Source organism: Paraglaciecola polaris LMG 21857 (assembly GCF_000315055.1).
GTDB classification, from domain to species: Bacteria; Pseudomonadota; Gammaproteobacteria; order Enterobacterales; family Alteromonadaceae; genus Paraglaciecola; species Paraglaciecola polaris.
On sequence record NZ_BAER01000124.1, the window covers coordinates 42,781 to 56,911 of the forward strand.

Consider the following 14,131-nt stretch of genomic DNA (forward strand, 5'->3'; position numbering starts at 1 on the left):
GGCGACGTGATTTATTTTTTTCTGACCAGCAAACTGCCAATGGAATATCCCGCTCCAAAAGAGCACAGCAAGCCATAATCACCAGCTTGTAAATCTTGGTGATGCAAACTAAAAGCGATAATAGACCCAGCAGAAGCGGTATTCGCATATTGATCTAATACAATTGGCGCTTCTTCCAGCGTGGCCTCACGGCCCAATAACTTCTTACTGATCAGACTGTTCATATTAATGTTAGCCTGATGCAACCACCAGCGTTTAATATCCGCACTGGTTAATTCATGACGCGCCAAATGCTCACTGATATGCACCACTGCCATAGGACATACTTCTTTAAAGACTTTACGCCCTTCTTGATGAAACAGTTTATCCGCTGCGTAAGGGTCAACATCGTTGGCACGACTAACATAACCAAAATTTGAACGTATATTATTGGAAAATTGAGTCACCGCTTTAGTGCTAACAATTTCAAAAACGTGCTGCGATGATGCGGTATCAGCATTTTCAACCACCATGGCAGTGGCCACATCGCCAAAAATAAAGTGGCTATCACGGTCACAATAATTCACCTGGGGGGAAGTTAATTCTGGATTGATAACCAGCACCCCTTTGGCCGTACCTGCACTGATCATTTCATAGGCGCGGTGTAACGCGAAGGTTGCCGCAGAACACGCCACTAACATATCAAAGCCGAAACCTTTAATACCAAGCGCATTTTGCACTTCGATGGCCAGTGCAGGGTATGAGCGCTGAGTATAGGCACAAGACACTATGACCACGTCTATATCCTGTGCGGTTTTATTGGCTGCTTTTAAGGCTAACTTAGCCGCAGGGATTGCCATTTCAGCTTGATCCGATAATGCCTCTTCCGGGCGTTCAGGAATATTCGGTCGCATGCGGTTTATATCCAGTACACCGTCCTTGATATAACAATAACGGCTGCGTATGCCCGATGCCTTTTGAATAAATTCAGCGCTTGATAATGGCTTTGCGCTTAACGTACCAGCTTCAATTGCATCTCCATTTTGCGCGTTAAACTGCTGTGCATAAGCATTGTATGCCTCAACTAACTCTTCGTTTGAGATGCTGTGTGGTGGATTCCATAATCCTGAACCACTGATCACTACAGAATTTGTCATGTTTGTCTTTCCACTTGAAATATCCCGTTAGCTTATCGCTTTGTAGAGGAAATGTCATGAGTGTTCAATTGTTTAGCTGTGTAGCTAGATTATTTTTGCGGAAATTGAATGGTTAAGCTAAGTGTTGTGGCGCCGGACGTGGGTTTGAAAGGGGGGACCACTCAGCGATTAATCTGTAACAAAGAGCAAAAAACACATATTCAAGGGATCAATACCCCAGCAAGTTACGCAAAAATACGCGAGGATAGCCTTAAACCCTCCTCGCATACTTTGTGATTGACCTCAGCTAGGTGTGTACATGCAAACTACTATCGACCTATGTCGACGCAGCTTCTCGCTGATGACTTTCATGGGCGACTTCATGTTTCAAGGTTAACGCAATCAGCAATATTGCGCCGACACATCCGCCAACCAGCAAGATGAATCCGCCGTCCCAGCCGAAGTGATCCACCGTGTAACCTAAGGCAATGTTAGCCACAACTGCACCGCCCAAGTAACCAAATAAGCCTGTTAAACCTGCTGCCGTGCCAGCGGCCTTTTTCGGAACGAGCTCAAGCGCAAATAAGCCAATTAACATCACAGGACCGTAAATCAAAAAGCCAATTGCCATTAGGGCGGCAATATCAACACCTGGATTTCCTGCCGGGTTCATCCAATACACTAAGACGGCAAACAACACTAACACCATGTATAAAATAGCAGCAGGGGCCCGGCGACCTTTAAACCAGCGGTCACTTATCCAACCACATAAAAGTGTGCCCGGGATCCCAGCCCACTCATACAGAAAATATGCCCAGGAGCTCTTGTCGAACGAGAAGTCTTTCACTTCGTACAAATAAGTCGGAGCCCAATCAAGCACCCCATAACGAATTAAATATACAAACGCGTTGGCCACCGCGATAAACCACAACAGTTTATTATTCAATACAAACTGCATGAAAATTTGCTTGGCCGTGAGTTCTTCTTCATGGGATTTTGAGTACTGCGCGGGGTAATCGTTACGGTACTCTTCAATAGGGGGTAAGCCGCAAGATTGCGGTGTATCTTTCATAATGAAATAAACAAAGACGGCGATCAACGAAGCCGCCGCAGCAGGTATGTAAAATGCACTGTGCCAGTCGTTAAACCATGCCATTCCGAGAATGAAAAGCGGCCCAATTAAACCTCCTCCCACATTATGGGCAATATTCCAAAAAGATACGGTTCGACCCCTTTCATTACCTGAATACCAATGCACCATAGTACGGCCACAGGCTGGCCAGCCCATTCCTTGCGCCCAACCATTGATAAACAACAACACAAATATACTGGCTACACTTTGTGTCGCCCAATCGGTGAAGCCAAACAAAAACATGACAGCAGATGAAATCAGCAAACCCGTCATCAAAAAATAACGCGGGTTACTACGGTCAGACACACTGCCCATGAGAAATTTACTTAAGCCATAGGCGATAGACACAGCCGATAGAGCGATGCCTAACTGTCCTTTGCTAAAGCCTTGCTCTTCAATTAAAAAAGGCATGGCCAGCGAGAAATTTTTACGGACGAGATAATAGCCTGCATAACCGACAAATATACCGATGAACACTTGCCAACGCAGGGCTTTGTATTCTTTATCAATTTCTTCTTTGGGCAATCTAGGTTGATGGGGGGCGGGTTTGAAAATACCGAACATATAATATTTACTGCTACTTATAATTTTCTTAATTAAAACAGATGTTAAGGGTTAATGATATGTTACGAATATGACAATTCATGCTGCCACTCTTCATATTCCCGTTTTTACAAGGCTATCGTTTGCCCTTGCGTGCCATTAACTTATCTTATGCGCTCTAATTAACCTCCTTCACGTGGCGTAACTTAGCCACCTTACGGGCCAATAATAACGCGCACAAACAGCCGATAAACATAATGCCGGCGACAAACAAAAAATAATATGCAAAACCGTTTTGCTCTGCATCAAGCATGCGTCCAGCAATCGATGCAAAGAAAATATCAGGCGTGAAACCCAATACCGAAATAATTCCTACTGCTGTACCTGTGGCGCCCATGCGGATCTGGCTTTCATCAACCAGCGAAAAGTAAATGCCACGTAAAGCAAACACCGCAAAAAAGGTAAATAGCAGCATAGCGAAAAGCAATGTCAAAGCTGAGTTGATGTGGGTTAACCAAGCAATGCCTGCAAATACCAATCCAAGCAAACCAAATAGCAGATAGGTCATTCGGCTCGTTCGTAATCGATCCGCTAATATTCCTGCGGCAAGTGCGGCAACCGGTCGCATATAACTAGAGAAGGTAATAAATTGCGCGCCTTCAACTTGTGACCAATCAAATGCCTGAACCACGAATAAACTGTAATTATCCAATGCCTTGTAACCACAATAGGCACAAATCACCACACCACCTTGCAACCATACCAATGGATTAGCCAGCGTTGTACGTAAGGTTCCCCAAGAAGAACCACCGGCCGACTGCGCATCAAGCTCCTGTGATCCCGGGCGCTGGGCACTAACAAAAAACCAGGTCAGCCCAGCAGCGATAATGGTGAGCAAGGTATAATAAATGATCAGCAATCTAATCGCTCTGAAGGCCTCGTCGCTGCTGGTAAAGTCACCTTGGGGATTAAACGTGCCTTGACTCAGAAGTAGTATTCCCACACTAGCGAATAGACTAGCCGCCAGCCCACGCCCTCCATCTAACAAACCAAACGCAAAGCCTTGTCGATTAGGCGCAGCGGATAATCGCGTTGCTTTTATCATCGCCGCCCAGAAAACCAATACTGTGGTAGCGCCCCAATAGCCAAATAACAAGGTGAGGCCCAAATGAGTCGGTCCACTCAGTAAATACAGTCCGCCTGCGGCGGTTGTCAGCAAGGAATAGCTCATCAAGCGGTTAGGCGCATACCTATCGGCAATCAAGCCCCCAGGGAAATAAGACAACATAGCAACAACGCCATAAACCGCAAAAATATCGCCTAACTGGGTGTTCGTTAGCTCAAAAGCTTGCAAGAAAGTTGGCCTAAAAAAGCGCGCCAAATGAAATGGTAAGGCAAAAATCAGCTCCCCCGCCAAAATAATAATCAGTATATGGCCAAACACTGATGTCACTTTGCTCTCACGAGTCATAGGCAGCCCAAAAAATATCGATTAAATGTAAATAGAGTTCATTTTTTTGTCAATTCTGTCAAGGAGAAGCCTCAGTAAAGGGAGATTCAGCATACAAATATATCACTCATTATGGGTAACTTAGTTGAGGCAAATACCCACACAAGGTAAACTGCGCGGCAAATTCCAACCTTCATTTAATCAACCAATCTTTTTGATTTATGCTAGTGCTGTACGCTGCTCTTAAAGATCAAAAAATGTCGCTGTAAATAGCCAATATTGGATCTCTATGCAACACACACACACCAGATGGATCAAGATATTCATCGCCGTCATATTATTATCTTCAGGCTGCGCAACCATAGCAAACTTAGATTTAAACAAGCTATACGGTCACGAAAGTTCAGAAAACCGTGCTCCCGCTACCGCGGCACAAGCAACAATTGGTAGCCCTGCGACGGTATTTTATGAAAACAAAGTCGCCCCTATTATCGAAGGACGCTGCGTTGTTTGCCACGCTTGCTACGATGCACCATGCCAGCTCAAGATGAGCTCTGCCGAAGGGATCGACAGAGGCGCTAATAAAGAAAAGGTCTACCACGGCTCACGTATTCTTGCTGCGACCCCAAATCGTTTATTCATAGATGCATTGGACTCCCCTGAATGGCGTGAACGTGGCTTTTACACAATATTAAATGAACGAGAGCAGTCCCCGCGCGCCAATACACAAGCATCTGTGCTGGCACAAATGTTGACTCTAAAACAACAACACCCTTTACCAGACACCAAATTATTAGATGAACGGTTCGATGTGACGGTGGACCGCAGTCAACAATGTCCAACCGTGCAAGAATTTAGCGGCTATGCCAAGAGCCAAGCGTTTGGCGGTATGCCCTATGCGCTACCTGAACTGACAGATAATGAGCACAATACATTAATGAGCTGGCTAGAAAGCGGTGCCTATATGCCGGCCCACACTCCCATTTCTGAGCCCCTGCAACACGCGGTCAATGAACTCGAGGCATTTTTAAATGACGACAGCCTAAAAATGCAATTAAGTGCTCGTTATATTTATGAGCACCTCTTTAGTACTCATTTGTATTTTAGTGAACTGAGCGATCTAAATCATCAACCACAGTTTTTCAATGTGGTGCGCTCAACTACTCCCTCAGGACAACCTATAGACGTTATCGCCAGTCGACGCCCATTTGATGCCCCAGGTGTCGAGCGAGTCTACTACCGTTTACAGCCCGTGATGTCGACGATCGTCAATAAAACCCATCAACCCTATGCTATTCACAAACAGCTCACGGACAAATGGCAAAAATGGTTTGTCGACGCTAACTATGAGGTCACTGAATTACCCAGCTATAAACCTGCCATAGCGGCGAATCCACTGACTGCATTTGCCCAGTTACCCGTGAATGCCCGTTATCGCTTTATGCTTGAGCGCGCTCAAAATACCATTATGGGTTATATAAAAGGCCCGGTTTGTCGCGGCCAAGTCGCGTTGAACGTTATCAATGATCGTTTCTGGGTATATTTTGTTAAGCCTGAAGTGGCAAACTCCCCCCAAGTAAATGATTTCTATTTGTCGCAACAAGATAATCTGCGCCTGCCTGCGGAACAAGAAAGCTCCGTACTAGCGGTGACGTGGCTTGAATACGCGTCGCGCCAAGGTGACTATATGCGCGCTAGAAATAAATTTATGCGTACCACATTGGAAGATGGGCAACATTTCATCCCGCAAGATATCTGGAACGGCGATGGTGAAAATGACAATGCGACCCTAACGGTTTTTCGTCATTTCGACAATGCAACTGTGATAAAAGGCTTAGTGGGTAAACCGCCGAAAACCGCTTGGGTCATCGATTATGCCTTACTCGAACGAATTCATTATCTATTGGTCGCCGGTTTCGATGTGTACGGTAATTATGGCCATCAACTACTAACGCGTTTGTATATGGACTTTCTACGTATGGAAGGAGAGTCTAACTTTTTAGCCTTTTTACCGCCGCAAAGTCGTCGTGAAGAATTGGCATCTTGGTATCAAAAAGCCAGTCCTGAATTGACTCAGTTCGTTGAAGGAAAAATCAATCCATTCGATCAACCTACAGGCATAGAGTTTACCACCGAGCATCACAAACAAGAGCTATACGCTATTTTTGCTGAGCATGTAAAAAAGGTTCAACCCCGTCGATTTAGGCTGCAAGACAGTGAACTAGGTAGAAACAGCAAAGCACTATTAGGGCAACTCGCGAATATAAAGGGCATCAGTGCTTCCATTCTGCCAGAACTAAGCATGATCATGGTTGAACCACAAGATAGCGATAACCCGGAGATATTCACGCTGGTACGCAACAGTGCCCATTACAATGTGAATAGTTTGTTTTCTGAAGACGCCAATCGCGACCATCAAAATGATGACGTGACATTGGTGCACGGCTTACTCGGTAGTTACCCCGATGTATTTTGGCGGGTAAAAGAAGCTGACCTAGCAAAGCTGGTCGCTAAAGCGCAGCAAATTAAAACGGAACAAGACTACGCCGCATTTCTAGATTTATTTGCCGTGCGCCGCACCACAAAAGACTTCTGGGAGTTCAGCGACAAACTTAACCAAACCTTTATGCAACACAATCCTATTGAGGGCGGTTTGTTGGATTATAATCGATTGGAAAATCGTTAACTCAGCTAGGAAAAAGCATTTACGGTTGCGATAATACAGCCGTAAATGCCACTATAGATAACATAGAGTCACGTTAACTGATTACGTTTTACGGCGACGCAAAGCCAACAAACCAAACGCAAACATGCCCGCAAACAGAGACACAAGAGTCGATGGTGTAGGCACAGGTACATCCCCGACTATGATATCAATCGAACTTCTGGCGAACTCAGTACCATTGGCATCAAATACCAATAGATTGTAGGTAAACATTCCTTCAGTCCCGGCATCTAACGCACCTGAAAATCCAAAACCACGGTTCTGAGAATTTTGTGCGACGCTGTAATCACCATAAACCGCAGCATAATTATCAGGGTCTTCAATACCGTCCCCATTCCCCGTCGAGCGGTCGCCAAGGGAATTATCGTCTTTCAGAGTAATCATATCGACACTATTAAAATTAGTGCCTGCGGTTGGGTCTAAATCGAACTCAAATAGGTAGGTGAAGTCATCTAATGTGGCGCCAGATGGATTGGCAAAAGCATCAACGTTTACCGCATATTCGAAATTAAAGACCGAACGATTTGCGGGGATCGAGCTTAAACTAGGATCAAAGGTATAAGTTCGGTTTCCATCGTAATTAAAGACATTTTCTGGTCTCTCGATTGCGTTAAAACGCAACTTACCGCGCAGGGCTACTTCCACGCCATTAACTGTTTCACCGGTCCATGAGCCGTTTGCATTACCATCACCAAAGATCACATCAGGCGTGATATTGCCCGTGCCATTTATTGGCGTTGCTAACACATTAAAAGACAAACTCAGTGCTGTCGTTAAGCTAAGTATTTTGACCATTTTGTTAGCCAACATAGCCGTCGATTTTATGCTGTTTTTTCTCTGCATGTGACATTCCTCTTTATGAAATCACAGCTTGTACAGCAAGAAAAACACCACATTGAAAAATACCAAAGTATCAATAAGTTATATATTTCACAATTAGAGTAGCCAGTGAATTGTAAATTAAGTTGACATTTTTTTAACATTTACAACTACAAATCCTCAACATACTAGTGAAAGTGCACTGACAATGAGATTTCAGCATTAGACCAAAGTCTAAAGGTGAGTATTCAACATTATGGGTTTGCTAACACGTCTTCACGCTCTTGGTCATAATCTTCGTAACGTTTGGCTTCGATACCTTGACACGCTTTAAATTGCACATCAGTCAGTGCATCATGCTCACATTCACTTTTTTGATAGGACTGCCCTACCTGATAAAGTTGCTTATTGGTGCACCCAACAAGGGTCAACAACAGTGCCCCAACCAATATGAAATCGACCCTCAATTTGCGTGTCGCAGCGGGTATCACAACGCTTTTTGTCTTCAACATGAATCAATATTCCCTAACATAATAAGCACATTATAGTTTAATTGGCTCCGGCTACATATCAAAGCGAATGCTCCATCAACTTGTTGCTTGTTGCACCTTGTGTACATCGTCTTGCCAACGCAGCGCAAGAAAATCAATAAAAGCCCGCACGACGTTTTGCTGATGATCACGGGATAAATACACAGCCCATAAATTATGACCCGGGGCGTAATAATTGGGCAAAACCTGACAAAGTTCATTGCTGAGCAAATAGCGGTTAGCTAAATCGCATGGCAGGTTGGCTACGCCCAGGCCACGCAGTGCAGCCTTCAGCACCACCCCCATTTCATTAGCTTGTATATTGCCTTTCACCGTAATTTTCTCGTCGCTGGTAGCCGATACTATACGCCACTGCGCACTGTTGCTATGAACAAGGCAGTTATGCGCGAGTAAATCACTGGGCTGTTCCAGCGAGGCGTGTTGGTGAATATAGGCAGGTGAGGCACACAACACGTTATCAATGTGCATCAGTCGCCGGGCAATCAATTGTTGATGAGGCTGGTCAATATAGCGTAAGGCAATATCCACCCGCTCATCAACCAATTGGGATAATCCATCGGACAACACCATTTGGATCTGCGTTTTTGGGTGCACGGCGACAAACTGTTCGATAGCATCAAATAACAGATGCTGACCTAACCCAATAGGCGTAGCCACACGAATGGAGCCAACTAATTCATGATTATGGCTATGGGCTCGGCTTTCAAGCTCAGATACTGAGCTGAGAATATGCTGGGCAAACTCAAGTGCTTCTTCACCTTGCAGAGTTAGACTGACTTTACGTGTCGTACGATGAAATAATCGCAGTGCCAACCATTGCTCGATGTCTTGCACGTGCCGAGTGACCTGTAAACGACTTAACCCTATATGTTCAGCGGCTTTGGTAAAGCTGCCGCAGCGTGCCACTTCGACAAAGCTTTGCAGCGATGTGATCCTATCCATTAGCATCCTAAATTGAAACAATATGAATCATAAATGTGTATTTATCATCAATATGAGCACAAGTAAACTGGCTTCACTTACTTAACTCAACCCTTAAACGAAACGGAATATCATTATGAAAATTGCAATTTTAGGCGCAACAGGCTGGATCGGCAGCACCATTACAGCAGAAGCGAAAGCCCGAGGACACGAGGTTATCGCTATCGTTCGTGACCCAGCGAAAATAACAGCTGAAGGCATTAGTTCGCGCAAATTTGATTTAAACAGCAGTGCAAGCTTTGCTGATGCGGCCAAAGGCGCTGACGTTGTTATCGCAGCAATTGGCGCCCGAGCTAACGGTGAGCATGCATTAGTAGCAAAAACTGCAGAACGGTTATTGACCTCATTAGCAGGCACTGAGCAACGTTTATTATGGGTCGGCGGTGCAGGCAGTTTAGAAGTTGCGCCAGGTATGGTTTTAGTGTCGTCCCCTGATTTCCCTGCAGATTACAAAGATGAAGCCCTCGCTCAAGGTGAAGCTCTAGCTGTGTTTCGAGAAACAAAACATGCTACCCAATGGACATTTATCAGCCCAGCGGCACAAATTTATCCCGGTCCGAGTGAAGATGCATTTCGCATAGGTGGAGACACCTTTTTCACTAACAGTGATGGTGAGAGTAAAATATCAGTAACTGATTACGCCAAAGCGATGCTTGATGAAGCTGAAAATGCTGCTCACGTTAACCAACGTATCAGCGTTGCATATTAAGCTTAAATCTGCATTTACTCGAGAGCGCATCCATTCGTGCAGTACAAAGTAAAAGCATGCGCTAGACCGCAGCTCAGCACCAATAGGTGTTAAGCTGTTGGCTAGCAATATTCAATCAATCTCCGTTATTTGCTCATTTTGCTCATAGCGCACTAAGTAGTCTTTAATTTTAGCTTGTAGAAAATCCCTAAGCCTGAGTACCACAGGGGTAATTTGCCGTCTGTCGGCATACATCATATACAGTGGCAACGGATCGCTACGCCAATCATCGCATAAGACCACCAGCTTTTTATGACTTAAATCGGCCAATACATCCAAACGTGAGCGATAAGCGATGCCATAGCCATCTAGAGTCCAGCGACGCACGGCGTCAGCATCATTTGCTACCCGATGACAGCTAACTTTAATTTTATGTTCACGGCCTTGATGGTAAAAAAGCCAATGATCAAACACACGCTCATGGCGAATAAAACTAATGCACTTGTGCTCGGCTAACGCATAGGGCGTGGTAATTAAACCGAACTTTGCGATGTAAGCGGGCGAGGCACACAACACCCGTCGATTAGCGGTATAAAGTGGTGATGCCACCAAGCCCGAATCCTCTGGTACACCGTAGCGAAAGGCGAGGTCGATATTTTGCCGATATACGTCGCTCAGCTCATCCGTTAAAAATAAACTCACACTGACATCGGGATAATTATCCATAAACTCGTTTAGCCAAGGCATAACCGTGTTGCGCCCTAAGTCTGAGGGCATAGACACTTGCAACTTGCCGCTTATGTTCTGCGTCGAATGTTGAATAATTTGTACGCTTTTATCGAGTAATTCAATTGCTTGTTGCGCGTGGGTTAAAAACTGCTCGCCGGCGGTAGTCAAGCGTAAACTGCGGGTAGATCGTATGATCAACGTCCCACCGACTTCTTGTTCCAAGCGTTTTAGAGACGCACTTAACGCGGCGGGGGTTTGGCCATTTTCCCGAGCGGCACGAGAGATGCTGCCATGACGTATGACCTTTAAAAAACTACGAATATCTTGCAAAGATTTCATATTTAACTCGAGCACTTTCAAATTTATTTATCAAGTGAAGCACTTTTTTACTTATTTATAAAATACTTCTTGATAAATTGCCTTTTTAAGTGCAAAAAATGCCAGTCTTTCGAATGACTGGCATTAGCCTTGACTGCTTACATAAAGCGTACTAGCGGTCAGTATTTAGCTTACTTGCGCATACACCAAAGGCCTACTGACTACTCTTTTTGTGGCGTCAAGTTTTCGCTCACTTGCAGTGCATCAAAGCTAGATCCTTTGTCAGGGCGGGCGCCTTTGCCCATTTCAATATTCAGCGTGCTTTCTATTTCACTTTGCTCTGAACCACCAATAAACACACCTGTTTCAAATTGGTTGCTTGGGAATTGTGAGGTGCGGCAGGTTAACACCCCGCAATCCGTCACCGTGGCATAACGGCGACTAAACCCGACTTGAGGGCTGAGTTGCACATTTTCTTTGTCTACCAAGGTTTCTCTATCCGTCACCAAAAACCAATCGTAACCTTGCGCGAGCGTAAGCTCTGCGGCACGTAACATGGCGTAATCCATTGCTTTGCCTTTATCGGTGCCACGCGCTTTAAACTGAACTCGGTATTGGGTATCACTGTATTTACTTTCGGTATAGCCGAAACCGCCTTTTGTGGCCTCACGGTAATCAGGTTGGCTAGCACAGCCAGCCAATAGCATCGTCGTTAGTATCAGGATCAGTTTACTTTTCATTTTTACTCCTTGTGCGGCATATGACATGTGCCCGCTTTTATTATAAGTGACTAAACGATAATAAATTCAGCTACCGCATTATCGCTCAATGTTAATGTATCTTATCCTTTATTTCCCCACCTTAGTCATTTAGCGACTGCAATATAGAAATTTAAGTTGAATTCAGTTAGTCCGCTAACTCTTTGACTTTCTTTGGTTTAATTTGTCGTGAAAATTGAAAAATACAGAAATTCAAGATCGACAGAATGAGCGCAATTTCGTAGTTTTGATACGCTACCGCAATACCAATGGCTCCGGTATTCCAAATACCTGCAGCAGTTGCCGTGCCGCTTGCACCATCATTTTGTTTAAAGATTGCCCCACCGCCGATAAAGCCAATACCTGTAATAATCCCATACATCACCCTTGCTTCAGCTTCACCGTCGCCAGCCGAATAAGCGTTCATGGCAATGAGCATAAATGCACAAGACGCCAGCGCTACTAATGGAAAGGTTCTAAGCCCTGCCCCATTTGAGCTGCTTTCTCGATTGAGTCCAATGGGTAACGCAAACAAAAAGGCTAAACCTAATTGAAACAGGTGATAAATCACCATCTGTAAATCAATTTCAAAGTTGATGAGATGTTCGGGTATTAAATCCATGATTGGTCACCGGCTTCGCGCTTTGGCGCAGTATTATTTGTATCATGCAGGTGACAGAAGCAAAACTAGAGCCAGATAGATAAACCATAAAAATCATGTGGTTATCCATGCCAACAACAAATTTAACCCTAATATAAACGAAAGAGTATGTAAAATTTACCTGCGTGACCTAGCCCCTGAAGGCCTACGCTAACAGGGATAAATACGCTTAAGAAACACCTTCAACTGATATCAGTTGAAGGTTGATAACGAATTATTTTGACGCCGCCAAGTGCTCGAAATGTAACCCTTTCGCGGTACGATTAGCAAACCCCTTCCAATAGCTATTTTCCGGTTTTGCATTTCCCTGCTCATCAACAGCATAAACACCATCATTTGAGCTCGGCACTAAATCTAGATACGCATTCATCGTGCTGTCATTCTTCAGATATTTATCTAACCAAGCGCTAACAAAATGTTGGGCAATATTGTTCATGCGGGCGTTATCCCACACCGCATCAAGATAATGTTCGCTAACATTAAAGCCCAGCTCTTTATCAAAGACAAAAGACTCTTCAGGCGCTGGCATTACTGCGCCCGCGTTGTGGTTAGCATTATCATAAGTTAATAATGAACGGTCTACATTTGTGATCCCTTGCCAAATAGCCCTAACACCATTTTCATAACCAGACACATCATCTTGCGACCCTGCAATCAACAACATAGGCACAGTCACTTCTTTTAACGTGTCGTTGCTGAACATATGGTAATTCATGCCCCAAGGCGCAAAGGCGACAACGGTTTTCAAGCGCTTATCCGCGCTTGCCTTAATACCTGTTTGATGACGCTTGAGCGTGCCAAAAGGTGCGCTTAATTTACTGCTTACCGCTTGCTCGGTCACGCCGGCGCCGGCATTAATTACTGCACCATAGCCGCCCATTGAGTAACCAATAAGGCCAGTGTTTGACGCATCAACTAGCCCATATAAGAATGATTGTTTGTCTTTTGACATCGCTTCAACCTGAGACAAAACAAACAATTGATCCACAGGACGATTAACCAAAGTTGAAGCAAAAGCCGCTTTGCTGCGATAAGTCGAATCAGTGTGATCAATAGAGACCACCACATAGCCTTTCGACGCAATATTCTCTGCTAAATGGGCCAGTAAAAAGCGATTGCCTGGGTAACCATGTGAGATCAGCACCAAAGGAAAGGCGACTTTGCTTGCCTCAGGTTTGGCATCGCGCAGCGCTTTACCGTGCAAGACAACTTCGGTTTTACCGTCACGTATATACGCGTTTAACTTAGTATTGCCTTGGCTACCTTTTACCGCAGGGTACCAAACTTCAAGGATAAGCGGTCGATCATAGTGCGGCAATTCAACCGGTTCAGCCTTAGATGGGTCAAGTTTTAAAATATCAATTTGCTTTGGGTTAACCACCTCAAGCTGGCGTACACCAATGCTGTGTTCACCATAGCCGGCTAACTCAGGCGCATCTGGACGCTGAGTGTCTATTCTGTTTTCAGCAAGCACGCTAACACTGCTTCCAAAAGACAATACCAACAACGCGCTTTTCAACCACATGCTTTTAGTCAAGCGGCGACTCACAAACTTCAAACCCATCTTGTACTCCAGAAAATAAAAAGGCGATTATGCCCATAAAAATATGACAACTTGCCGACAATCAAAACTTATCGGTACAAAATACTCAAGGCTTAAC

The 14,131-nt window shown here is 44.7% G+C and carries 13 protein-coding genes; 3 read left to right on the forward strand and 10 right to left on the reverse strand.

Features of this window, described 5'->3' with window-relative positions:
* Positions 1–11: 11 nt before the first annotated feature.
* Positions 12–1,136 (reverse strand): beta-ketoacyl-ACP synthase III, encoded by a 1,125-nt coding sequence (locus tag GPLA_RS19800; protein WP_007106782.1) that lies wholly within the window; start codon positions 1,134–1,136, stop codon positions 12–14.
* A 108-nt stretch (positions 1,137–1,244) separates the two neighbouring features.
* On the opposite strand from GPLA_RS19800, the gene GPLA_RS23545 reads away from it, so the two are divergent.
* Complete coding sequence (locus tag GPLA_RS23545; RefSeq protein ID WP_007106783.1) at positions 1,245–1,412, forward strand: hypothetical protein; 168 nt, start codon at positions 1,245–1,247, stop codon at positions 1,410–1,412.
* Between the two features lie 40 nt (positions 1,413–1,452).
* On the opposite strand, the gene glpT is transcribed toward GPLA_RS23545, so the two are convergent.
* Complete coding sequence (glpT, locus tag GPLA_RS19805) at positions 1,453–2,811, reverse strand: glycerol-3-phosphate transporter (protein ID WP_007106784.1); 1,359 nt, start codon at positions 2,809–2,811, stop codon at positions 1,453–1,455.
* A gap of 157 nt (positions 2,812–2,968) precedes the next feature.
* Entirely contained in the window at positions 2,969–4,261 is a 1,293-nt protein-coding gene (locus GPLA_RS19810; protein WP_007106785.1) for an MFS transporter, read from the reverse strand.
* Positions 4,262–4,529: 268 nt separating this feature from the next.
* On the opposite strand from GPLA_RS19810, the gene GPLA_RS19815 reads away from it, so the two are divergent.
* Complete coding sequence (locus GPLA_RS19815; protein ID WP_007106786.1) at positions 4,530–6,926, forward strand: fatty acid cis/trans isomerase; 2,397 nt, start codon at positions 4,530–4,532, stop codon at positions 6,924–6,926.
* An 81-nt stretch (positions 6,927–7,007) separates the two neighbouring features.
* Here GPLA_RS19815 and GPLA_RS19820 read toward each other — a convergent pair whose 3' ends face one another.
* The 3 genes from GPLA_RS19820 to GPLA_RS19830 all read right to left on the reverse strand — a co-directional run bounded on the left by GPLA_RS19820 (position 7,008) and on the right by GPLA_RS19830 (position 9,277).
* Positions 7,008–7,808, reverse strand: a complete 801-nt coding sequence (locus tag GPLA_RS19820; protein WP_007106787.1) for a PEP-CTERM sorting domain-containing protein — start codon at positions 7,806–7,808, stop codon at positions 7,008–7,010.
* 230 nt (positions 7,809–8,038) lie between these two features.
* The gene (locus GPLA_RS19825) at positions 8,039–8,296 is read right to left on the reverse strand and encodes a hypothetical protein (RefSeq protein WP_007106788.1); all 258 of its coding nucleotides are present in this window, start codon (positions 8,294–8,296) and stop codon (positions 8,039–8,041) included.
* Between the two features lie 75 nt (positions 8,297–8,371).
* Complete coding sequence (locus GPLA_RS19830; RefSeq protein ID WP_007106789.1) at positions 8,372–9,277, reverse strand: LysR family transcriptional regulator; 906 nt, start codon at positions 9,275–9,277, stop codon at positions 8,372–8,374.
* Between the two features lie 115 nt (positions 9,278–9,392).
* Here GPLA_RS19830 and GPLA_RS19835 point away from each other — a divergent pair, with 115 nt between their 5' ends.
* A complete protein-coding gene (locus GPLA_RS19835) occupies positions 9,393–10,025 on the forward strand; it encodes an NAD(P)-dependent oxidoreductase (RefSeq protein ID WP_007106790.1) in 633 nt (210 codons plus the stop codon).
* 111 nt (positions 10,026–10,136) lie between these two features.
* Here the strand turns inward: GPLA_RS19835 and GPLA_RS19840 are convergent, their stop codons facing one another.
* The 4 genes from GPLA_RS19840 to GPLA_RS19855 form a co-directional block, all read right to left on the reverse strand.
* Positions 10,137–11,072 carry a LysR family transcriptional regulator gene (locus tag GPLA_RS19840; protein ID WP_007106791.1) on the reverse strand — a complete coding sequence of 312 codons (936 nt, stop codon included), beginning with the start codon at positions 11,070–11,072 and terminating at the stop codon, positions 10,137–10,139.
* Between the two features lie 200 nt (positions 11,073–11,272).
* On the reverse strand, positions 11,273–11,791 hold the full coding sequence (locus GPLA_RS19845) for a CC0125/CC1285 family lipoprotein (protein ID WP_007106792.1): 519 nt from the start codon (positions 11,789–11,791) through the stop codon (positions 11,273–11,275).
* A gap of 166 nt (positions 11,792–11,957) precedes the next feature.
* Complete coding sequence (locus GPLA_RS19850) at positions 11,958–12,431, reverse strand: MgtC/SapB family protein (protein WP_007106793.1); 474 nt, start codon at positions 12,429–12,431, stop codon at positions 11,958–11,960.
* A gap of 253 nt (positions 12,432–12,684) precedes the next feature.
* Positions 12,685–14,034, reverse strand: coding sequence for an alpha/beta hydrolase family protein (locus GPLA_RS19855; protein ID WP_007106795.1), 1,350 nt, complete (start codon positions 14,032–14,034; stop codon positions 12,685–12,687).
* Positions 14,035–14,131 lie beyond the last annotated feature (97 nt).

Excerpts from the sequence above, each read along its gene's own strand:
- GPLA_RS19840 (WP_007106791.1), bottom strand. The coding sequence starts at position 11,072 with ATGAAATCTTTGCAAGATATTCGTAGTTTTTTAAAGGTCATACGTCAT.
- GPLA_RS19815 (WP_007106786.1), top strand. The coding sequence starts at position 4,530 with ATGCAACACACACACACCAGATGGATCAAGATATTCATCGCCGTCATA.
- glpT (WP_007106784.1), bottom strand. The coding sequence starts at position 2,811 with ATGTTCGGTATTTTCAAACCCGCCCCCCATCAACCTAGATTGCCCAAA.
- GPLA_RS19800 (WP_007106782.1), bottom strand. The coding sequence starts at position 1,136 with ATGACAAATTCTGTAGTGATCAGTGGTTCAGGATTATGGAATCCACCA.
- GPLA_RS19855 (WP_007106795.1), bottom strand. The coding sequence starts at position 14,034 with ATGGGTTTGAAGTTTGTGAGTCGCCGCTTGACTAAAAGCATGTGGTTG.
- GPLA_RS19830 (WP_007106789.1), bottom strand. The coding sequence starts at position 9,277 with ATGGATAGGATCACATCGCTGCAAAGCTTTGTCGAAGTGGCACGCTGC.
- GPLA_RS19835 (WP_007106790.1), top strand. The coding sequence starts at position 9,393 with ATGAAAATTGCAATTTTAGGCGCAACAGGCTGGATCGGCAGCACCATT.
- GPLA_RS19820 (WP_007106787.1), bottom strand. The coding sequence starts at position 7,808 with ATGCAGAGAAAAAACAGCATAAAATCGACGGCTATGTTGGCTAACAAA.
- GPLA_RS19825 (WP_007106788.1), bottom strand. The coding sequence starts at position 8,296 with ATGTTGAAGACAAAAAGCGTTGTGATACCCGCTGCGACACGCAAATTG.
- GPLA_RS23545 (WP_007106783.1), top strand. The coding sequence starts at position 1,245 with ATGGTTAAGCTAAGTGTTGTGGCGCCGGACGTGGGTTTGAAAGGGGGG.
- GPLA_RS19810 (WP_007106785.1), bottom strand. The coding sequence starts at position 4,261 with ATGACTCGTGAGAGCAAAGTGACATCAGTGTTTGGCCATATACTGATT.
- GPLA_RS19850 (WP_007106793.1), bottom strand. The coding sequence starts at position 12,431 with ATGGATTTAATACCCGAACATCTCATCAACTTTGAAATTGATTTACAG.
- GPLA_RS19845 (WP_007106792.1), bottom strand. The coding sequence starts at position 11,791 with ATGAAAAGTAAACTGATCCTGATACTAACGACGATGCTATTGGCTGGC.